This is a genomic window from Paenisporosarcina sp. NPDC076907 (assembly GCF_050269735.1).
Lineage (GTDB): Bacteria > Bacillota > Bacilli > Bacillales_A > Planococcaceae > Paenisporosarcina.
The window spans coordinates 822,346-844,274 of sequence record NZ_JBNNIX010000001.1 but is presented as its reverse complement, the minus strand read 5'-3'; the positions used below and the strand labels follow the sequence as shown (position 1 = coordinate 844,274).

The 21,929-nt window shown below is 37.0% G+C and carries 20 protein-coding genes; 6 read left to right on the top strand and 14 right to left on the bottom strand.

Annotated elements, in window-relative coordinates; genetic code table 11:
• Positions 1-95: 95 nt before the first annotated feature.
• Positions 96-2,189, bottom strand: coding sequence for a DUF2628 domain-containing protein (locus tag ACQKEV_RS04100; RefSeq protein WP_427443614.1), 2,094 nt, complete (start codon positions 2,187-2,189; stop codon positions 96-98).
• A gap of 448 nt (positions 2,190-2,637) precedes the next feature.
• Positions 2,638-3,390 (bottom strand): N-acetylmuramoyl-L-alanine amidase family protein, encoded by a 753-nt coding sequence (locus ACQKEV_RS04095; protein WP_427443612.1) that lies wholly within the window; start codon positions 3,388-3,390, stop codon positions 2,638-2,640.
• A 371-nt stretch (positions 3,391-3,761) separates the two neighbouring features.
• Here ACQKEV_RS04095 and ACQKEV_RS04090 point away from each other — a divergent pair, with 371 nt between their 5' ends.
• A complete protein-coding gene (locus ACQKEV_RS04090) occupies positions 3,762-4,862 on the top strand; it encodes an SGNH/GDSL hydrolase family protein (RefSeq protein ID WP_427443610.1) in 1,101 nt (366 codons plus the stop codon).
• Between the two features lie 143 nt (positions 4,863-5,005).
• Here the strand turns inward: ACQKEV_RS04090 and ACQKEV_RS04085 are convergent, their stop codons facing one another.
• Positions 5,006-7,291 carry a YncE family protein gene (locus ACQKEV_RS04085; RefSeq protein ID WP_427443608.1) on the bottom strand — a complete coding sequence of 762 codons (2,286 nt, stop codon included), beginning with the start codon at positions 7,289-7,291 and terminating at the stop codon, positions 5,006-5,008.
• A gap of 318 nt (positions 7,292-7,609) precedes the next feature.
• On the opposite strand from ACQKEV_RS04085, the gene ACQKEV_RS04080 reads away from it, so the two are divergent.
• From ACQKEV_RS04080 to ACQKEV_RS04070, 3 genes are read left to right on the top strand one after another with little or no spacing between them, the layout of a single operon-like run.
• Positions 7,610-8,029: a double zinc ribbon domain-containing protein gene (locus ACQKEV_RS04080; RefSeq protein ID WP_427443606.1), complete on the top strand. Its 420-nt coding sequence runs from the start codon at positions 7,610-7,612 to the stop codon at positions 8,027-8,029.
• A gap of 28 nt (positions 8,030-8,057) precedes the next feature.
• Positions 8,058-8,417, top strand: coding sequence for a DUF2085 domain-containing protein (locus tag ACQKEV_RS04075; protein ID WP_427443604.1), 360 nt, complete (start codon positions 8,058-8,060; stop codon positions 8,415-8,417).
• A gap of 39 nt (positions 8,418-8,456) precedes the next feature.
• Positions 8,457-8,768 carry a zinc-ribbon domain-containing protein gene (locus tag ACQKEV_RS04070; RefSeq protein ID WP_427443602.1) on the top strand — a complete coding sequence of 104 codons (312 nt, stop codon included), beginning with the start codon at positions 8,457-8,459 and terminating at the stop codon, positions 8,766-8,768.
• Between the two features lie 56 nt (positions 8,769-8,824).
• On the opposite strand, the gene ACQKEV_RS04065 is transcribed toward ACQKEV_RS04070, so the two are convergent.
• From ACQKEV_RS04065 to ACQKEV_RS04040, 6 genes are all read right to left on the bottom strand, one after another.
• Entirely contained in the window at positions 8,825-9,337 is a 513-nt protein-coding gene (locus ACQKEV_RS04065) for a hypothetical protein (protein WP_427443600.1), read from the bottom strand.
• A gap of 38 nt (positions 9,338-9,375) precedes the next feature.
• Complete coding sequence (locus ACQKEV_RS04060) at positions 9,376-9,903, bottom strand: GNAT family N-acetyltransferase (RefSeq protein WP_427443599.1); 528 nt, start codon at positions 9,901-9,903, stop codon at positions 9,376-9,378.
• Between the two features lie 164 nt (positions 9,904-10,067).
• The gene (locus ACQKEV_RS04055; RefSeq protein WP_427443598.1) at positions 10,068-10,937 is read right to left on the bottom strand and encodes a polysaccharide deacetylase family protein; all 870 of its coding nucleotides are present in this window, start codon (positions 10,935-10,937) and stop codon (positions 10,068-10,070) included.
• Positions 10,934-11,392, bottom strand: coding sequence for a poly-beta-1,6-N-acetyl-D-glucosamine biosynthesis protein PgaD (locus ACQKEV_RS04050; protein ID WP_427443597.1), 459 nt, complete (start codon positions 11,390-11,392; stop codon positions 10,934-10,936). Before ACQKEV_RS04050 ends, ACQKEV_RS04055 begins: the two co-directional genes overlap by 4 nt.
• Entirely contained in the window at positions 11,356-12,609 is a 1,254-nt protein-coding gene (gene pgaC / locus ACQKEV_RS04045) for a poly-beta-1,6-N-acetyl-D-glucosamine synthase (RefSeq protein WP_427457727.1), read from the bottom strand. Before pgaC ends, ACQKEV_RS04050 begins: the two co-directional genes overlap by 37 nt.
• A gap of 636 nt (positions 12,610-13,245) precedes the next feature.
• A complete protein-coding gene (locus tag ACQKEV_RS04040; RefSeq protein WP_427443595.1) occupies positions 13,246-14,559 on the bottom strand; it encodes an esterase/lipase family protein in 1,314 nt (437 codons plus the stop codon).
• A gap of 453 nt (positions 14,560-15,012) precedes the next feature.
• Here ACQKEV_RS04040 and ACQKEV_RS04035 point away from each other — a divergent pair, with 453 nt between their 5' ends.
• Positions 15,013-15,882, top strand: a complete 870-nt coding sequence (locus ACQKEV_RS04035; protein WP_427444822.1) for an LCP family protein — start codon at positions 15,013-15,015, stop codon at positions 15,880-15,882.
• A gap of 172 nt (positions 15,883-16,054) precedes the next feature.
• Here ACQKEV_RS04035 and ACQKEV_RS04030 read toward each other — a convergent pair whose 3' ends face one another.
• From ACQKEV_RS04030 to ACQKEV_RS04020, 3 genes are read right to left on the bottom strand one after another with little or no spacing between them, the layout of a single operon-like run.
• Entirely contained in the window at positions 16,055-16,342 is a 288-nt protein-coding gene (locus ACQKEV_RS04030; RefSeq protein ID WP_427443594.1) for a hypothetical protein, read from the bottom strand.
• Between the two features lie 7 nt (positions 16,343-16,349).
• Positions 16,350-16,709, bottom strand: coding sequence for a hypothetical protein (locus ACQKEV_RS04025; RefSeq protein WP_427443593.1), 360 nt, complete (start codon positions 16,707-16,709; stop codon positions 16,350-16,352).
• On the bottom strand, positions 16,706-17,419 hold the full coding sequence (locus ACQKEV_RS04020; RefSeq protein ID WP_427443592.1) for a hypothetical protein: 714 nt from the start codon (positions 17,417-17,419) through the stop codon (positions 16,706-16,708). Before ACQKEV_RS04020 ends, ACQKEV_RS04025 begins: the two co-directional genes overlap by 4 nt.
• Positions 17,420-17,724: 305 nt before the next feature.
• Between ACQKEV_RS04020 and ACQKEV_RS04015 the strand changes: the two genes are divergently transcribed.
• Positions 17,725-18,801 carry a hypothetical protein gene (locus ACQKEV_RS04015; RefSeq protein ID WP_427443591.1) on the top strand — a complete coding sequence of 359 codons (1,077 nt, stop codon included), beginning with the start codon at positions 17,725-17,727 and terminating at the stop codon, positions 18,799-18,801.
• Positions 18,802-19,087: 286 nt separating this feature from the next.
• Here ACQKEV_RS04015 and ACQKEV_RS04010 read toward each other — a convergent pair whose 3' ends face one another.
• The gene (locus tag ACQKEV_RS04010; RefSeq protein ID WP_427443589.1) at positions 19,088-20,716 is read right to left on the bottom strand and encodes a hypothetical protein; all 1,629 of its coding nucleotides are present in this window, start codon (positions 20,714-20,716) and stop codon (positions 19,088-19,090) included.
• A 506-nt stretch (positions 20,717-21,222) separates the two neighbouring features.
• Positions 21,223-21,885: a hypothetical protein gene (locus tag ACQKEV_RS04005; RefSeq protein ID WP_427443587.1), complete on the bottom strand. Its 663-nt coding sequence runs from the start codon at positions 21,883-21,885 to the stop codon at positions 21,223-21,225.
• Positions 21,886-21,929: the final 44 nt, after the last annotated feature.

Genomic DNA, 21,929 nt, shown 5'->3' with positions numbered 1-21,929 from the left:
CTTTCGTTCGTTTTTCTGTAGCTACTATTTAATTATTACTATTCTGCAATTTCCCCTCTAAGCCCCTATATAATTCGTTTTGCTTAGCCAATTTTTCATTCATTTACATTTATTGCACTAAAAACAGTTTCTTCTTGAGTTGAACTTTCAACATATTTTATGTTATTGGAACTATATTGACCGATATCTTTAAACTCCTTAAATTGCTGATCCTTTAAATTCTGAAGAATTTCCTCAGCCTGATCTCCATCACCTAAAGTGTTGATGATTGCATAGACAGCACACACATTTTGGTTTGCAATTACTGTTGCTTCTTCGATTGGAATGCCAGGAATGCTATTTGCAGAAATAACGTTAACCGATGTTACTAGTGTGTCTGGATTATATCTACCTATTATTTGTACATAATCATTCAGTATCAGATTAAAATACCCTTCGTCATCAAAAGTAAATTCTTGACCATTAAGATGACCTTCATAGCCTATTTTTTCTAAATTGTCCTTATAATTTTCTAAGAAAAGATAAGTGAAATCTTCTATATTAATATCAAGTGATAAATTGTGATTTTCAGTTTCTGGTTCTTGAGTTGAGGATTCTTCTACAACATCCTCAGTGGACACATCATCGGATGCAGCAGTTTCTGAGATAGAGACAGTTTCGGTTTCAACATCCTCTGTCAATTCTAAGGAGTCATTGAAAAAATAAGTATCTTCGTTGGTAATTACCTCATAGGGATTAAATTTCTCAATACTTCCAACTAGTGTCGTAGAATATTCTAATCCATCGGGGAAGAATTGATATAGATCAACGGTATCTCCTCTGTATCCAGTTTCATAGAATAGTTCCATCCATCCATCTTGGTCTAGATCATATAGATAAAGAACTGGCGCATCGTCTGCAACAACTGAAATTGGAGTCCTTCCACCATCTTCGAACTCTACAATTATCTCTACACTACCATTAGAGTAGCTGTCACCTTCTTGGGGTCCCCCATTAAAAATTACTGTTTCTAAAGTTCCATCATTATTGACGTCGATTTTCTCTGAGAAAAAAAAGTCAAACATTTCTGGTGCCTTGAAAGCTATATAATTGGATTCATAAGTGGCAGAACCATTATCAGGTGTTGACACACTATCCTCTTCATAATAATGTACGGTCTCCACCTCAGTTTCGAAAAATTTCCAAAGTCCTTCTTGAGGTTTTAGTGTATGTATGAAAACGGACTCATTGTCGCGAAACTCTTCTCCCGCTATCAGAGTAGTGATTTGAGTTAATCGAATCGTTACTTCTTCATCTGATACCGACAAAAACTCAATTTGTCCAATGTCATATGATAAATCATAGGAATCAAACATTTCTTCTAACATTTCTTGTGTTTGATTATACACGGATGAGTCACTGCTATTATAAATCATGGACATATACTCTTCTATATCTTCATTTTCAAGTGACTGTATGTTTTGCTCCACAAGATTGATAATGTCTGCTTTAATCCCTTCCTGCAAGTCTTCCTCACTAATTGAGGTTTCCAAGGTTTCATCGTCTTGGATTTCTTCAGAGGAGTTAATGGAAGGAATAAAAGTAACTATAACCATCATTAAAATAATATAGCTGATAATTAAGCCAAAAGATGCAACAACACCCTTCCAACTTCCGCCTCCACGCAATTGGATTTCATGGTCTAAAAGATCAGTTTCCTTGTATCTCTCCTTCAAAGAATCAATGCTCTTGATGGCATGTTGTTTGTAAAGATGATTACCCCAAATACCCAAAGTGATTCCAACAACAATTCCAATCGAACTGCTGAGGTAGTTGTCATTAATTCCCAGTAATGCAACCACTACATCGATGAGCAAGAAAATTCCCAACATGATAAAGATTGATTTGAACATCTTGCGATAACCAAGCCACAATACACCTAGGAAAAATGCAGCCCAATTCCAGGATTGATTCCCTTTAGACCATTTTTGTAGATAAAAATCCGCCTCTTTTGCTCCAACAAACTGTCTAAGTAATTCATGGTTATTTTCTAGATCATTGCTAGTTGTGTGTTCAGAAGATCTCAGTAATGAGCGTCGACTCTTCTTTTTCATTCCATCCGTTTCTTTTTGTTCAGAAATCCCTTTTCCGCAACTTTGGCAGAATTTTGCACCGATGTTTTGTTTAGCTCCGCAATGAATACAAAACATTTGATTTCCTCCTAACTTCAACTTGCATGTAAGGTCACTAGTTTTTTAGACATAAACAATTACACTCTAACAGTAATATTCTACCAACTATACAATTAGAATTATAGTTCGTATTCCCCAAAAATTTTTTTGTTTGTATACGCTTGCCTTTAAGAAAAACTCGAACTAGCCCGGCACTTTCCAAACAGGAGCGTAGCGAAAACAAAACCATTTAATCTTAAACCTGAATGGGAGCCATTCCGCTAATTCGCTCCAGGCTCTTTTCTGTGAGTGACGCGTGCTACTATCAAAAAACTTCGTTTAACAGTGCCAAAGCAATAAAAATACCATGAACACTAGGTTCATGGCACTTCAATATTGTATTCTAATCATCCGATCGGATCACCGAGATAAAGTTTCGGTGAATGATCTTATCGATTATCAATCCCGGGAATCTAATTATTCTTCCTTACTTTAAGGCATCGTTTTCTTCCAAATCTCGAATTAAAGCAGCAATAATCGTAATCAACGCAACCATTTCTCCACTCATAACCTTGTAATCATTTGCCATGTATCCACGCCGCACCAAGACATCCTTGTCTTTTTGCTGATTCACGGTTAATTTAATTTCATTTTCCACAAGCTCGTCCACCTTCATTTTTAATCCTAAATACTGTGCAATTCCTTGAGCAATCGCTTCGCCTTGTGCCTTTAATTTCACATCATTCCTCATCACTGCAACATCAACCTGGGAGTCCATAAAACCGCCTTCCGTGAGAATGGCCGGAGCTTTTATTTCCCGAAGCATGTGGAGATTAGCTGACTTGACTCCACGATCTTTTAATCCCATCGCTTTAACGATTAGCGGCTGTACAATATTGGCTAGTTTCAGAGACTGCTCATAATTTTGAGTACCTTTCATAGCAAATGTTTCAATTCCCAAACCAAAAGGGACCCAATTAAATCCCAATGCATTATGGTGTACATCTACGTGTAGGTTTGTTCCCCATGCATTTGCCTGGTTACTTCGCTCCTGTAATGGAATGTCACGCAACCCAGTTGGGTCATCCAGTCTTAGTTGTGCAACGTCTTCATATTGAGCAAGAAAGCTCATTCCGGCTCGAACTACTTTATCGTTGAATGTCCACTCCTTTTGGCCATCCGGTGTTTGCTTGCCTGGTGTCAATAGTCCATGTCCAGCTGACCATGTAACTTTTTTCATTTTTTCACCCCCTGTCTTATCGTGGTGCTTCATACGTTCTAGTTCGCCTGGTATCTGTAAATCCGTAGCTTCGAAATTTACTAAAACACCACACAAAGCTGAAACTAGCATGAACTCATCCACATAGTTATAATATTCAGTGAAATCTATCGCACCTGAGCTATTTGCTAGGAAATTTATTTAAATAGAGCCCCCTAAACAGGGAGCTCCGAAGTTTGGTTAGTATGACTGGGAAACAAATAATGAACTCGAGTACTAGATTTCAGACCTCTAGTCACTTCGCTTCGCCATTATTAAAGTTTTTATTGTGCCCATTTGATATTTAATAGGAGACTGTCGCATAGGTTGTTAAAAAGGGAGGAAAGTAATAGATGAGTATAATTAAACGAAGTAAAAAATTGTTTTCATTAGTATTGGCTTTTGTATTGGTAGGATTTAGTTTGATTCCTGCAATGGTTTCGGCAAACAGTACAGCTGAAGCCCAGATTCATTATGTGGCATTAGGTGATTCACTTGCTGCTGGGCAAACGCCTTATAAAGAAATCGGCAAAGGATATACCGATCTGCTTGCTGAGAAATTTGAGAGTCTAGGATATTTGAAAAGTTTTGATAAACGATACGCGGTACCGGGATACACTACTGAAAATGTATTGGCTGATATTCGAAATGATGTAAAGAAAGATACATTCACACCTGATGTGCTGGGTATTAAGGCAACCATTAAAAATTCAACCACCATCACACTGGATGTCGGTGCAAATGATTTACTCAAGCAATTAAAGATTGATACAACAACGGGTGCCATTTCAATTGATCCTGCTATGGTTCCACAAATTATTGGACAACTAAGTAAAAATGTGGCAGAAATTGTGAGTGAAATTAAAAAGATAAATCCTACAGTAAATGTATATATTATGGGCTACTACAATAGCTTCCCTTATGTGCCTAAAGAACAGCAACCACAACTTTTATTGATATTAGATGGAATGAATAAAGCAATCCAGCAAGTTTCTGCGCAAACTGGCTCCACATTCGTACCTACAGCAGAAGTAATTGCTCAAAACTACCCACTCTATCTTCCAAATCCAAAAGATATCCATTTAAGTTTGGCAGGATACGAAGCTATTGCAAATGAGTTTTGGAAAGTGATGGAACCAAAAGTTGTGGAAGTACCTGAGCAGCCTAAGCCTACTGAACCTGCCGTTAAAGTATATTGGGAAGGTCTTTTAATGAAAAAAGGCCAAATTGGAAAAGTAACGATCCAAACTCCGATTAACTTATGGAAGCGCAATAGCGAGAACCAACTAGAATACGTTCGTACATTAAAAGCCGGTGAGCAATACAGAGTTTATCGTTATGATCATTTGCATGGTGGCCAATATGGACTGGGAGAAGGTTACTACGTGACGAACATCTCAGGTTATGTGAAATATCAAACCCCATCAAAGAAAAAGTTAGAATTGGTTCATTGATACTTTTGTGACTTCCGTGAGTGACATGTTGAACTGAACGACACCAGATACCCTCTTAAAAAGCAAAGAGCCAAACCTAGTTCAATAAACTAAGTTTGGCTCTTTTTCTAATTAGCACGGAAACAACCCGTCAGCTACTTCTTCTACTTCACGTCTTTCACATGGTTGTACTTAGTAAGCGTGTTTTTTTGCTCATTTAAAACGTACACTTCTTCTGTATTTGTATTCATTTGCGCTGAATGAATGCGGTTGGTGAATACTTTTTGCTTAATTAATGAAGCTTTATCATAGTATCCATCGTTGGTAATTAGATAATCTTTTCCTACATAGACTATTGGAGTATCGGTAATCTTCTCCACATTTTTCAAGTCCGCATTGGGCGAACGGAATTTACCATGATAAAAATTAGGTCCATCAAGAAAAATTTTATTGTCTCCTGAAAACGCGTGAAAGTCAGATTGCTTTATTGGTTGGAAGGTTTCCGCATCGATTGCATGGATTTGTGATCCTGCGTTATTGTCAATGTAGAGAACTTCCCCGCTTGGATCAAGTTTTAATTTTGGACTGTAAAACCATCCTGTTCCATTTGTAACTTCCACAATGCTACCATCCCGCTTATCATAAGCGTTTAGTCGATATTCGGAGGATCGGTAGTAAATATAGTTCTTCCCAACTTCCATATCAGTTGGTCTGGCATTTACGGTTACGTAAGAGATTGGAGAAGCTTGGTTTGTACCCGCGACCGCGATTAGATGTGCTTCAGATAGTGCAACATAGATGGAATCTCCATAAACGACAAGATCCCATGGGCGTGAGCCAATGAAAACCTCTTTCTCCACCATCAATGTATCTGCATTAATATAGAACAGTTTATTGGTATCCATGCTTATGGCAAGGATTTTGTTCGTCTTCGGATCGTATTCCCAATCAGTTACTTCCTTTTCGAAAACAAGTTGCTTTTCAGCCTGTTTGAATGACGGTAGGTGAATGGGAAGGATATTCATTTTGATTTTTCTGAAAGTCTCTTCTTCCGTGTTCAAGGCATATACGTTCATGGATGAATCTACTGTTATAGCTTCATATGAATAGGTCGGCATAGAACGCAAAGGTACAAAATTCTCCCTGTCATATATGAACATTCCACCGAACACATACTTCCCTTTCACAATTGATACTGGATCATGGCCACCTACATATTTGCCTGTAATTTTGCCTAAGTCCGATGAAGCGATTTTATACCCGTCAACAAAGAGTTCCCCGTTATCCCAAATATTACTTGCGCTTTGAGCGGGCCAAAAGCCAGTGTTTAGATCTCTCGCAATAATCTTTTTCGTTTTTAAATCAATAGCTTTCAAATGGTTATTACTAACAAATAAAATGTCTGATGCAGGATCGACTGACAATTTAACATGCAAATCAAATTCATAATCTTTCGGGTTATTCTCATCGGTAATCGGTTTGGTCGTTTTCAGATTCATATCATAATCCTGGATTTTCGACTTGCCTCCACCAGAAACGTAATATATATGATCTTCATGAATAGTGAATGTCTTAATATCCGTTAATTGCGGATCTATTGCCATTGCCGACATCGTTGCTGGGTCAAAAACTACCATTGATTCCGCACCGATATACAATTTACCTTTATACATTTGTATGTTGGTCGTATTGTTGACTGGCAACTCTTTCACAAGTGACAGATCCTCTGTTGAAAAGATATATAACTTGTCATCAAACATGGTACTCACATATAAGTAGCCTTTTCTTTCGTCTATCTCCATATCAACAATATGCAAATCAAATGGAAAATCCCTTTGTGCCAGAACTTTATAGCCTTGTGTTAATACTTTCAACCGATTTACAATCGGTTCGATTAATTTAGGCTGTTTGTACTTTAAAGCATCCAGTTTCGTCTGAATTCTTTTCGAACGCTCTTCAATTTGCAACTGGGTTTCATTATTTTTTAAGGCAGCTTCCAGACCGTTGACTTCTTGAGTCAGCATGTCCACTTCTGTCAATTCAGGAGTTGGAGTTGGAGTAGGCGTTGCTGGTGTAGTACTCGTACCGTAAACACAAGCCTTTGCTTGCAGCTTTGACTTACTTGGTGTTTCATATCGGATTTTACTATCTCGTGTCACATAATACCCACCACCAACGTCAAGCATGCCGGGCTTGAAGGAATAAATGCGGTAATTTTCATTTGCTTTTAGCATCCTGCTAAAGACTTGCTTATCACCTTTTAGAGAGAAAAGAGGAGTATCTTTCATGATGAAAAGACGGCCAATCTGTCCTTTCTTCAATTCAACTCCATCCCAATAAACTTTAGTCATTCCTTTATAGGCCGCGCAAATATCATTAGCTGCAGCATGTGGTTGAAATACAGAAGTAGCCAAACTTAAGGTTAATAGTAATACGATGATACGTTTCAATTCATTTCCTCCATTGCATAAAGTTCCTATCAATCCTAATTTTATATGAAAATATTGCAAAAAAAAATACCGAATTGTGGGTGGCACCACTTCCTTCTTTGGTACCTGTGCAATTTCTCCATTTTGGTGCCACCCATACTTCTATACAATGAAGTGAAGAATATTGTCGAAATACAGGATTTTATAGAAAATCTTCAGAGTTCTTGTAAATTATATTTCACATCATGTACATACAATTTTTTTCATTTTTGGTATTCTTAAATTATCCAATTCAATTGGACCAAAGAGAAAAAAAGAGAAAAAAATGGGGGAATAACAATGCACTGTACTAATTGTAGTGAGGTAATTTCTGATCAAGCTGAAATTTGTCCTAAATGTGGTGTCCGTACATTTACAGTTAAAAAATACTGTTCTAATTGTGGCAAGAGTGTAAATGAAAATCAGGAAATATGTGTAGCTTGCGGCGTAAGTTTGAAAAACAAGCGAAACAGTAGTTCAAACGGAGAAAAAGAGCCATGGTTAATGGCGTTGCTTTCTTTCTTAATTTCAGGCCTAGGGCAAATTATTTTAGGTCAGACAGCTAAAGGAATAACTATTCTTGTGGTAAGTCTTATTATCGGAGTTATTACTTTTGGATTCTCTAGCTTTATAACTGTGCCTATTTCTGTTATTGATGCGTATTTAATTGCTAAAAAGAAAAAAGAAGGAAAAGTTGTTGGAGAATGGGAGTTTTTCTGATTCTTAACATTCAGGCGAGGTGAAACTAGTGGACAGATTAGTAGGTTCTTTATTTATGTGTCACCGCATGCCAGAGCGATCTTTCTTTTTTAAAGGTAAGCAATTTCCTATTTGCGCAAGATGTACAGGATTAATATGTGGATACATAATAGCAGTCGTTTGCTTGTCTTTTGTATTACCATTACCATTCTCATTCCTATTTTCTATTTTATTGCTTATTCCAATGGTTATTGATGGCACTGGTCAACTTTACAATAAATGGATAAGCACTAATAGTAGAAGATTTATTACTGGCTCTTTAGCAGGTATTGGCATCATCTTATTGATTGTGAAGATCACAATGTTTAGTTTTACTCAAGGTCGAAACTTTTATCAATTATTTTATTAATAGTTTCAAATAATATTATTTATGGTTGGGGGATTTTTTATGTTTTGTCCACATTGCGGTGAGCAGATCTCTGCTCAAGCTGAAATTTGCCCGAAGTGCGGCGTTCGTGTTAAAAATGGAAACGCAGTAACTTTAGGAGAAGATAAACCAAATATTGCGGTAAACCTACTTTCATTTTGCTGTATTCCTTTATTAGGGATCGTCTTATTCTTCGTTTGGAAGGATAGCAAACCAGTAGCTGCAAAATCAGCACTTATTTGGGCATTAGTTTCAATTGGAATTTGGCTCATTCTATCTTTCGTTCTAGGCTTCATGGGCGCGTTTATAAGCGACGACTCATATAGCTATTAAATAAATGTGAAAAGAGTAGCGTTCAAATGAATGCTACTCTTTTTTGTGGGTTTTTTTCACTGAAAATCATAAATGTCTACAATACGGTCAGCCCTAACCCGATTATGGCAAAGCTTTAATACCTGATCCAAAAAGACTTCCATTTCCCTAGTTGAACTCGGAAGTGGAATGTTCATTGTTGTCGATCCAAAGGTTTGCTTATAATACGACTTTCGGATGTCGTTTTTACCGTCTCTTTTTAACGGGTTGTATTTCCACGATAGAAAATTCACGTCATCTTCTTTTATTATTTTATTCAGCTCGGCTAGTGTAGTGGATTTATCATGTGCATAGATGACCAAATAGTAATTGTCATTGCGGTGCCAATCGATAAACAAAAAGTAATAGCGCTCGTCTCCAATTTTAGAGACATCAAAAGCAGCGATGATTGGTTTTCCATTTGCCCATTGATGGAATTGAATCAAGGTGTTATTGGGAGTCGCCATTTTGTTCAATTCATATTTTGTAGAATTGACTTCGTTCCATTGCTCTAAATAATTACTTATGAGCACAGCCAGTTTTTTCTCCATTCGCCCAAATCCCTTATTGTTAAATTAAAGTACACTCACTACTTGTTTCTCATAACCGTGATAAAGCCATCCAAGATTTCATGACTAACCGTAAACCCTTTACGTTGATAGAATTCCAGTGCGGGGTCATTCCCATTCGAGACAAAGATAAATATATCTTCCACATCGTCAAACTTCTTTAACCACTCCATCGACATGTTGAAAAGCGTCGATCCGACTCCATATTGCCTGTATTCTTCCTTAATATAAAACTGCGACAAACAACCTACATTCTTTCCACTAACCGTTGCGAGATCAAAAAAAGTGGCAAATTCATTCGAATAGGTTTCTTTCGGCGATACATTTGAATAAACATACCCCACAATTTGTTCCCCATCCTTAACGACAACCGTGTAATTATGTAATGCTTTCTTAATTGAAGGCATCAATCGCGTATCAAAGTTCATATGATCAAACAGCTCTGGAGTGATAGATGCTTTCGATTTTTGAAAGACCATGAGCTCATTGCAAGAATCTCTTAGACACTCAATTTTCTCGTCAGGAAGTATTTCGTAAGTTAAGTTCATTTAATTCACTCCTTATTCTTAAGTAAAGTAATCTCTCTTCATTCCATTATAAAGAAAAGCCGAGGACAGTGACTACGTCACACCTCAGCTCATTTTCATCAGACACGGCTGATATGTATAACTTCTTGAATTTCTATACGATAAAGGAATTTACTTCGCTCGATTCATTGTCTCTTTATAAAAGGTAAGATCACTTCATCAAAAGTCGTGGAATTGATGACAATTCGGTTGAGGTGAAAGTTGTTATCTGAAGGTCGGATCGATTGGGGAGCAAGGATGTAGCCCGCCTCAAGCCCCTCTTCTTCAATAATGCTTGCTGTCGTGTCATCCGTATTCCCATAAGGGTAAGCGAAGCTCCTTACTTTTATATCAAGCTCAGACTCAATGGTTTGTATACTTTTCTGCAAATCTTTTCTGAAGTTTTCTTTTTGTTCAGGTAAGAGGAACACGGCTGTTTCGTGTTCGAAGCGATGCATATCGTATGTGTGCGATCCAAAACTAACAAGCCCACTTTCTTGCATCTCTCGCAGCTCATCCCATGTTGCCATTTTTAGATTGCTGAAATCCCTATTCCCTACATGTCCAGCAATAATAAACATCGTAAAAGGAATACCTGCTTCTTTGAGGATCGGGAAAGCATGTTCATAGACAGAGGAGTCGATGTCATCAATGGAAACCCATACACATTTTTCTGGAAACTCTCCAGTTTTCTTTGCTGCCAATAATTCTTCCTCAGTAAGAAACACAGCTCCGGCATCACTTAATGCAGTCATTTGTTCTTCTAGTTCGCTTGTCAGCACAGTGAATTTTATGAGTTCATCAGAGTTTAATAGCCATCTGGCTGATTGATTCATCATATTATCAGGCAAGACTCGATGATAGTTCAATCCAAGACATCCGCCTTCAGTGAGTTCTTCAGGAAACGTCATAGCGGGCTCGTCCAATGTAAAAAGCGCACTAATCTGTTCATAACGGAATAAAAGAAACACAACCAACATTCCCATTATTACAATCAAGGTGAGTTTCTTCATCATGAATGTTTCTCCTTTTTCAAAGAAATAATCGGGTTTTCTTCAAAGGTAATGTAATCTTCTGATTGGAGTCTCTTAATCGTTTCCTCATCCATTAATTCCAATTTATTTAAGTCTTGATTGGTTACCAGTTTTGGGTAGGTGCGCCGTGCTAAAGAGCCAAATCGTTTTTTGTTGTAATACCGATTAGTTCGCAGCAACACATAAAAACTGCAGAAAAAAATCACGCCAATCAGGAGAAGGATTCGAACCTGGCTATTCGTCGTGTTGAACGACATATTCAGGATTCTCGAAAATGAATTGCTATAGCCCACCATTGCCGAAACAAAAAAGGCTATGACAAGTAAGCTGTAGACCCAAAAGAATAATGTCAAGATTACATCAATGATGAATCTGAATGTCGAGCGATTGCCTACGATAATTAAACCTTCTTCAGACCTCTGTCGGGACTGCTCCATACGGCATAGCCTCCTTTCAACCGCGATTTAATGGCACGAGGCACTGCAGCCATCACGACTGCGGAATTGACCATCCAATAAATAGAGGGATACCAAGCAGCCCAGAAATAATATTTAAGAACGCGGTTATATCTGGACTCAATGAGCAAGGCGATAAATAGCTGAATCATGCTAATAAAAACAAGTGTAAAAGAAGTCAAGGTAAACCATATAAATAAATCTTGAATTTCGTCTGATAGAAAGACCAGCAAGACAGTGACAAAGAGCCAGCAAAAAGCCCAAATCGTACTGATAACCTGTTCAAGATAGATAGGCCAAAAGCGTCGCTGTTTCCAGCTGAATATTACACGCCAGTGACGCAAGACAACTTCCTGTCCCCCCTGCGCCCAGCGAACACGCTGTTTCCAGATGCCTGACAGCGTTTCCGGAACAAGCATCCAGCAAAGAGCTCGTGGCTCATAGCGGACATCCCAAAAACGTTTCTGCAATTTCCAACTGACGGCGATATCTTCCGTGATCATGTCACGGTCCCACAATCCAACATCGACCAACGCTTTTTTGCGAAAAGTCACAACCACTCCTGATACGGTCATCACTTTTCCAAGTAGCCTCTGTGTACGTTTAATTGCTCCGATGATAGAAGCATATTCTACTAACTGCATCCGACTCAAAAGGGTATTCCGATTTCGAATGCATGGATTGCCGGTTACAGCACCTACCCGCTCACCTTTCAAAAAGAATTGTCGAATCATGTAATAGGGGGCAGTGTCTGAGAGTAGCGCGTCTGAATCAACGCATACCAAATATTCAGCTCGAGAAGCGAACAATCCGACTTGTAAGGCATTCGCCTTACCACGATTTTGAAGAAGCTGTATCACTCTTACGTTTTCATAAACTTGAGATAACTTCTCAAGAATTTGGAATGTACCATCCGTTGATCCATCGTTAATTAATATAATTTCTTTTTTAGGATAAGAAAGACCAGCAAGATTCCTAACTGTTTCCTCCACTGTCTCCTCTTCATTGTAACAAGGAACCAGAATACTAATCATCGGCCATTCAAAGCCTTCAACATCCAATGTGTCATTTCTCGGTTCTTTTGTACGTAAGAAAAGAATTGAACCAGCCATCCAAAAAAGCGCCATTAGAAAAGGGTACCAAAAAACAAAACTGGTCAGCCAAGCATAGGGACCAGTGAAAAAATCCAATATATCCATTATTTCCTCCATGTAATTACTATCAATATTCATTTATATTACTATAGTGATAGACCTTGTGGTGCAAATAATGTGCGACCCGCGTTTCTCAGTGGGTGGCACCTTTTCTCTTATTGGTACCTGTGCATTTTCGAGAGAAAAGTGCCACCCATGAATATTTTGATGGGAATTGGTTGGTGTTAGAAAAGACAAACGGCAACAAGCCGAGTGAATTGACAATGTCATTTTCACTCGGCTTATTTATTCTTCTTAGGTAATTCTGCAAAGGTGTCTACCCTAAATCACTTCGCTTGATTTTCGTTTTTTAAAGAATTGGAAAACTACATGGAGAAGCTACTGAAAACAATTAGGTGCCAGCCTAACTTAATTTAGGGATACCTCCAATGAATTCTTATTTAGAAAAGGCAATAAATTATTACCAATCCAAATTGTTCACCAAACAGTTATTGCCCATTTGCTATGGGTGGCACCATTGCATTTATGACAATTCACGAAAATGAAAGTTTATGACGCAGGCTCCTATAAAAAACCATAACTCTCAGCTTATTTGAAGTTCCACATGCAATTGTCTTGAATAAATTGAATATTTTCTTGCACAGGTACCCACTGAAGAAGACACGGTACCCACTGAAGACACTACTTCAAATAATTAATCGCTCGTTTTAAGTAAATATCTATATCCGCTTCCTTAAAGTACGTAAAATGATTCCATTCACTCGTCGTGTGAGGTATTTTGATTTCGTTAATGGTCACCATATTGTCTGTATGTACGACTCCGTCATTCAAAAGACCAAGATTTTTCCCAGCTAGTGCAAAGTATTTTTTATTGGCATCGATTAAATCACTTGAGTTTAATTGGCTAATAAAGCCTGAGTTATTGGCCAGGTCATTGAAACCTTGTAACTTTCCCGGTCTGACCAAGTGCCAGAAGTCTTCACCTTTAATTGCGTTTTTACCTTTTAGGTTACTCAGTATGCCATACAGGATTAAACACTTTCTTGCTAACATCGGGACACTGATTAAGATCGAACCATTATTCGGCGTTCCAGCCATTACGATTTTATCAATCGGCGCTTTTTGTTCGATATAAGCAGAACGGCTGACCAAGCCCCCCATACTATGAGCGACGATCAATATCTCCTTATTAGGGTACATTTTCTTTAACACATTGACCTCGTTAGCTAACAAGATTCCACTATCTCTTACTCTTTCATTAACGGTCAGATATTCAAAACCGAATACGTCATAGTCTTTTCGCAGAGAATTAAACAAATTGAAGTATGCAGCACCTATATTGGAAACCAATCCATGAACGATGATTGCAATTGGTTTGTCATGTTCTAAAGGCTTTTCAGATAGTTTTTCCTTTCGAAATGAGGCTCCATCTTCTATTAATCTGAAAAGACCGAGATCACTCGGTTCACTTCGAAATTTATTTAATACAATGTAAAAACTTTTATAAGAAGACATTGAGTTTAAACTGTTCACTTGATTTGAAATTTTTTCACGATCTTCTAACGAATTATTGATTAAGTAGTTCATTTGCCGTCTATTAATTTTAGCCTCTACGGCGTTATTTCCTTCTGAGTGTGTGAGCACTTCGATTTTCGGAGAAATTCGAGAAAATAACTCAACATCACGATTTATGTCATCCATCTCCAGCAACTGAAGAAAATGATCTTGAATCGCAAAAAAATATTCGTCTTCTTTGCCTATTAGCCGAAAGGATTTTTCTAAGTTATTGCTTTTGACGTTCACTTTAAATAACTGTTGATTGGTCGAATGCGGCATGTCACTCAGGAAGTTGTAGTTCCTCTTTTCAACCTTTTCTATGGAAAGTTCTTTATTCTTAATTAGCAATGTATCTTCAACATTTAAACTGTTCGCTTGAGGCGATAGTGTATTAATAATAATTTCACGATCATTCACAGAGATAAATTCTTCATTCATCTTGTTTCCTCCTTTTAACGCTTAGGAACTCCTTTCGACAATATGCGTTTGAAAACCTTCATTAAAAGAGTTAGCCAGTTTTAATAAAATACTCTTCTCACATATCAGGCGACCGAAAATTCATTCGGTTGCCTTTCTTCTTCGATAAACTTTCTTCCTATATACCCTCGAACACCTGCACATATGAAACTTGTTCTGATTGATTAATTTTCGGAGTAATTCTTCCCCATCATGTCCTTCAACCTTGTTATCTGTCAGCTAGTACTAAATGTAACGAATGATGAATATTTTGAAATACAAGGGATGACCGAAGACAGTACGATTAAGGATGGAGCAACACTTAGTCCAATGTCCTTCGAATAAGCTTCACATGAACATATTGGAGGATATCAAGTGGAGTTTTCAGGTAGTAAGAAGAATTATAAATGGCTTTGGGCCGCTGGAATTTTAGGAATGTTACTAGTATTAGGTGCTTATTATCTTTTAAACGTGTATTTGAGTTTCACTTCTACTTTGGAAGAAATTCATAGTCCAATCGAACGCCCAGTTTCTGATATGCGAGAGGTAGAAATCAAACTTAACGAAAAAGACCCTTTCGCGGTTTTAGTACTTGGGATTGATGAACGTGAAGGAGATAAAGGACGGTCTGACACAATCATCGTCATGACAGTTAACCCTAATGAGAAATCAACGAAAATGGTAAGTATTCCACGAGATACTTATACAGAAATTATTGGCAAAGGCAGCATGGATAAAATAAATCATGCCTATGCATTTGGCGGGATCGATATGTCGATGGCTACAGTTGAAGAACTACTGGATATTCCAATAGACTATGTGGTCCTATTGAATATGGAAGGTTTCGAAGAAATTGTCGATTCAGTTGGAGGAGTCACCGTAAATAACACTCTTGAATTTTCTGTTGATGACTTCAATTACCCATTGGGTGATATTAAACTGAATGGTGAAGAAGCTTTAAGTTTTGTGCGCATGAGATATGACGATCCCAATGGAGATTTTGGGAGACAGAATCGTCAAAAACAAATTATTCAAGGTGTATTGCAGGAAGGCGCATCAGTGAAAAGTTTGTTAAATTACCGTGATATTTTCAATGCGTTAGGTTCAAATGTACAAACCAATATGACGTTCGATGAAATGGTCAACGTCCAGAAAAATTACCGAGACGCCTTAGAAAACGTCGAACAATTTTATTTTAAAGAAGGTACAGGTAGCAAAAAGAACGGAGTTTGGTATTATCAAATGGACGAAACCGAATTAGCCGAGAAACAGTCTTTACTGAAAGAACACTTACAACTTAATTAATTACGCTGCCTTATCCATAAATGAATGGATGAGGTTTTTTTAGGTACCGTTGTTGAAGAAGGTGCAATCCGCTTTACTTTATCCTAATGAACGCGAAAAAATCGAAGTGATTTTGTCACTTCGATCTTTTCGGTATCCTTTAGATTATTTCTTCCCATGTATTAATAAACCATTATTTTAGTCCTGGATACTTATTGTTCTTTAATTCATTCACTCTACTCTTAAAATTCGTATCAGTTATTAACATATCATCAGGGTCAAAGTAATCAGGTTTTGAAAATATTAAAAAATCTTCCCCAGATCCAACAAATCTACTAAAACCTCTACCTACTGAATAATCTATACATTCCATAAGGAAGTTTTCGTCATTTATTGATTTTTTACCAATGTCATCTAATCGTAAAGTTAGTTCATAATTGTCTGTATAAATTTCATTCACACCATGCACCTTTTTATCCACATGAACCCTACTTTCTAATAGTGATTTGATTAAGTAATTGTTCTAAGGTAGATTTTCTCATTCCATATAAATCTTTAATTGCTAACCCCATAGCTAACCAATATGTTGTTCCATCTGAATTTGTCTCCATAGGACCAACTGTTCTTTCGAATAATGGGAATAACTCATTAGTCTGCTCTAATCGATAACGTACATTATATTCTTGGAGATTTTTTATTACTGAAATAAAATCCGATTGCTGATTTCTACCATTCTCTTCTGTCATGGAAGTTTTTAATGATTTTTTCGGATATTCGTATACATTCTCAAAAATTTCATTTAAAAGTTCCTTCGTTAAGTAAGGAAGACCCTTATCGTTAGTGTTCATGATTTTTCATCACTTCCTCTTGGAGATTGTAAATAGTCACAAACTCTGTTTCGAAATTCCAAAAAGGACAATCCTTCTTTACCGTAATACATAAGGTGTCTACAAACAAATACAGCAGCGTATTGTCCGTCTTTATATTGGAATTCATGTATAGGACTATTTCTTTTTTCTATTTCTGAAACAGGGTAAGTTAATTCTTCTGTTTTTATTATTTCCAAATTATTTTTCAAAAGAATTTCATTAAAAATATTAATAGCTTTTTTGCTATGGAATATTAATACCCTAGGCTGAAAATGAAAGAAGATTTCTTCAAAAACTTCTTTCGAACGCATTAATACCTCAGGTGATAATTCTTTTAAATCATTCTCTTCTTTTGTTGGATAGGAGATAACATTTGTTTCCAATATCGTGTTACCCGTTTTATTCTGCACATGATTTACAAAAGCGTTAATGCCTAATCTAGTTCTTGAAATCTCGGGTAGATTATTTTTCAATCGCTCGCTCGTGTACAATTCGTCAAATTTGTCCCGGTTATTTATGAGTTTGATAAACTCATCAATTTCCTTATCATTACCGATGGTTGAGGCAGGATTAATACCAACCAAAAAGACCTTAGGTTTGTCTTTTCCTATTGGCGGATAATATGGTCGGAAATAGGGATCTCCCAAACGTAATGGCTTACACAGATTAGTTAAAGATAATTGGTTCACAGACTTTCCCCCTCTATTCTATTGAATTCGACTTATAGATATTAATTCCTTTATACTATTTCGTTATTGAAAAAATATTAGGTGGTTTTATGAAACAGAACGGGCGGTCAGTGAGCCTCGGACCAACGTCTGCTAGAGGTGTCATCGATTGATTATTTTTTGTATGTAAATTTAATGAAAAAGCATAAAATTATTATCAAAAATAGTTATAATTACTGCTAGTATAAATACTATAAGTATATTATTCTAACTAAGGCTTATATTGGAACTATAAGACTTTCTTAGTATTGGAGAACAATAACAACATGAAAAAATTACTATCCATCGCACTGGCTCTTGTGATTGCCGGAGCAACAATTTTTACACCTATTAACGTGGAGGCAGCTTCAATCTCAAAAGCTGAAACTCTAGTAATAGCAGCGGAGAAACAGGCAACGGCTTTAAAATGGCAAATTTCATTTGAGCTTACAAAACAAGTGAAGTACCCAGATATGAAAGTTTTCAATCTGACTAAAGATGCCTACCTGAAAGCTAAAAAAGAATTGCTAAACGTAAACGCTAAAGATAGAGTCTTATTAGAAAAACGTCTGGAAGCAAATGTGGGAATTCATTATACGCGTGCAATTGCTTACATTGACGCAATTACAAATGGCATGAAAATGGTGGATAAAGCAAACCAATTCAATAAGCAATATGCTGCTGATCCGACAGCCATTACAACTGAAAAAAGTTACCATGAACTATCCGGTACAATCCGTAAAAATGCAATGTTGCTATATCGTGTATACGGGAAAACCACTCGTGATGCTATTCTAAAAACGTACAAGGCTCCTGGTGAAAAGGCCATTTTATCCGCACAGGATGTGATCACGGCAAAAATGAACCTGAACAAAATGAATTTATTAATTTCGGCAAAAGCAAATAAGGAAACAGTTGAGACACAAGTTTCAGTATTTATCGACTCCCTTGATGCAATTGAGGATGAAGAGATCATTGATGTCCTTTATACCGCTTACCAAACGAGCATCAGAAACGACTCAAACTTCATTGCACAAGAAAAAGAACTGATCGAATTCTTCACTAAATCAGATGCCTATTATAATGAAGAGAAACTGGAAGAAACATTCGGCTTATACAGCGAAGAATACCCTGACTACGTAAACCTTAAAGAAGGAATACAATCAACGTTCGAAGAGTTTGACGTTGTATATGAAACACTAGGACTCGAAGTTCAGTATATTATTGACGGTACAGCTGTCGTCACTCAAGATCAAAAAGCAACAATCGATCAAACTGAAGAATATTCGTTTACATACACGTACTTGATCGAAAAAGATGATGCTGGCAACTGGAAATACCTAGATACATTGGATGTATACTAAAGAGTAAAAAAGCCGTGTAAAGTGACAATGTCGCTTTACACGGCTTTTCTTTCTACAGGTAATCCTGCGGCTGATGATGTGCGTACCCGCTCCTCTAATTTCTAAGTAATTGTCATGGGTGGCACCGTTAAAATTATGACAATTTACAAGGATGATGATTTATTCATACCATCTATTACTAATCACCTTGCCTACAATATCCAAGAAAATTCGTATGCAATTGTCGTGTATAATCTGAATAGTTTTTTACACAGGTACCTATAGAAGAATGGTCTCCTTTTATCCACTACTCCGAAATATTATCTTTAACAATAACAGACTTCCCGTTGTGACTTGGAAGCTCATAAACGGTTGGGGGGGAACCATTTCGTGCGATTAGACCACTGATCATATTGTCTTTAATGATGATGTGGTCGTTGGTTTTTGAAACTAATCTAAAACCATTTTCATTAATACTTGAACCCTTGATTATATTAGCGGTTATGGTTGCTCCGCTTACATGTGGAACATCGATGTCAATTATATAACCTGTTAGTTTCGTGGCATCTTCTTTTTTAGTGGCTGATCCAAAAGTATTGTTACTGATATTTATTTCAGAAATTTTAAAGTTAGCGGTCAATCCAGGTTTCCTCATTATGCTGATTGGGTTTTCCGTTAAGTTATACGACGTATTGTTATTAAAGTTAAGGAATCTTAGCGTTGAATTTATTCCAGCTTTTGCGCCTTCAACATGAAGAATCTTCCCACCATAATTCTTGCCTTCTCTCCCCGAGAAAATATTTCCCGACATATTGATTCCTTCTCCACCAGTGAAAATGGAAATGAAGACTTCGCTTATCAGTTTAAATGTATTACTATTTATCGTGATATCGTTAATATTTTCAAGAACCAATGCCTTCGAAGATCCTGATAATTCATTGCCCATTATTTCAATCATGCCTACATACGGGGCTAGATTCGAATCCGCAGATGATGGTCCGAAAGTTTTCGAATAAAAATTAATAATCCCTTCCTTGGCAAGGAAATGATCTTCAATTGAATTACCTACAATTTGTGATTGTGAAAATTGGGTTTTTGGCTTATCACAAACCACTTGAATGGCACTTCTTGTATCATTATTCTTCAAATAGCCAACTTCAATATCGTTCCCCATGATTTGAGTGTTATGAACATCTCCATTCTCAAAAAACAAGGCGATTTCGGCATAGGATATGTGATTGTTTGTAAGGATGCTCTGATGGACATTTGCGTTATTATAGTGAATACCATATTCCGCTAAATTCCATAAATGATTTTCAGAGATGATGACATTTCGATTTTTATTAATAAGTTCAATGCCTTTTTTCAAATTGTAAAAATGGGACTTTGTTACAATCACTCCAAAACTACCATCCAAAATTAGGGCCGTGCCTCGATGATCTCGTGAGAACACATGGAGTGAATCAATGACAAAAGAAAACTCATCCTCCAATCCCACATTTTCTGTAGGTCGAGCACCACCATCCGTTTTATTTCCTTTCAGATGAAATGCTGGTAAATCAGCGTCCAGAAGAATCTTTGCATTATTTCCTTGAATTCCTTTTGCGATGGCTGGATTCAATTCGATGGTGCTACTGATCAAGTAGGTTTTACCCGATTCCAAAGAAATTATTCCATGCTGTCGGGCAGCCTCTTGGAGTGCCTTAGTGTCATCCGTCCTACCGTCCCCAACAGCTCCGAAACTGCTGACATCTATATGGGTCGAAGCTTCAACATGATGTGCATTTTTTTCTGAAAAGCTAATATTTAGGTCTGCGATATACAGGATGATTGCAGAAGTCAATATAAACGTGATTATTCCGAATACACTCCATTGAAGCTTTGCTAAATGTTTCGTATCTTCCGCCCCCCAAATACAACTTCGAATATACTCCACAATATATTTATTTCCTTATATTTATTACAAAATGTCCCTCAGTTTATACCTGCAGCAGATTTTAGAGGTAATTATCTTTATGCCTTTGTAGTGGGCAAATTTTAATTGTTTCATTACCAGGGGGGATGTTCTTCCTTAAGAGCCTTGTTTTTCCCCACCTTCCACTGCATTTCAACGAGGAGAGAAGCACTTGATCTTACAATCAAAAAGCGGCCGATGAATTTCGGCCGCTTTTTGATTTCCTATATAGTTGAACGTAATTTATTAAAAGTAATAGCTCCATACGAACGGCATGAAAAAGCAGAAACATGATAAACATCAAAATTGTTCACAAATAAAGCTGTTACTAAATTGTCATGGGTGGCACCGAATAAATTATGACAATTTACAAGAATGATGATTTATGCAGACTCACGGATTAGAAACGCCTTGCCTAAAACTTTCAAACATTTTCATATGAAATTGTCGTGTATAATCTGAATAGTTTTTTACACAGGTACCCGACACTACGAAAACATTCTTTTCAACTCCGTTAATCTTCTATTAATATTCAGCAGCTTAAGTCTTTTCAATGGATTTTGACGTTGCCCCTTTGAAACAAGAAACAACCATGCAATTATTGAAACGGTAGTAATGAAGGTACAAAGAAAAACAAATGTTGCTTGCAACGTGATCCAATAGCCATTCTTCCAATTGACCTCGGTTAACGTTTTTCCTGTATACCCTTCAATCACCTGCGGTCCGAATGTAAGCACCGTCAAAAAAGCACCAGCTAAAACTAACATAAAGGTCCAAATCTTATACGTTTTATACCACCCGATCCCAAGCATCAGCACTGAAAGACCCAATGTAAGTAATGCATATCCACGAAATGCCTCAAGAAAATCATTCAAAACAAACGACAATATCAGCAAAATCATCATAAATAGAACTGGAATTGACATAACAGCTGTATAACCAAAAACATCAAAGATGGATCGAATAAAACCAGCACTTTCAATATGATCAATTTCCTTTACTTGCTCACTTTTCTTGAATTTAGTGATTTTCTTTCGATTCGTTTTCCTATTATCCACATTCTTTTTAAAAGGGACAGTTTGACTAATGTTTTTCAATCCACTTAATAATGTCTGCTTGAAAAATTGTAAGTGATTCTTTGAAAAGTTCATGGGAATACCTCCATCATTTTACAATCAGTATTCCTAGTCTATGA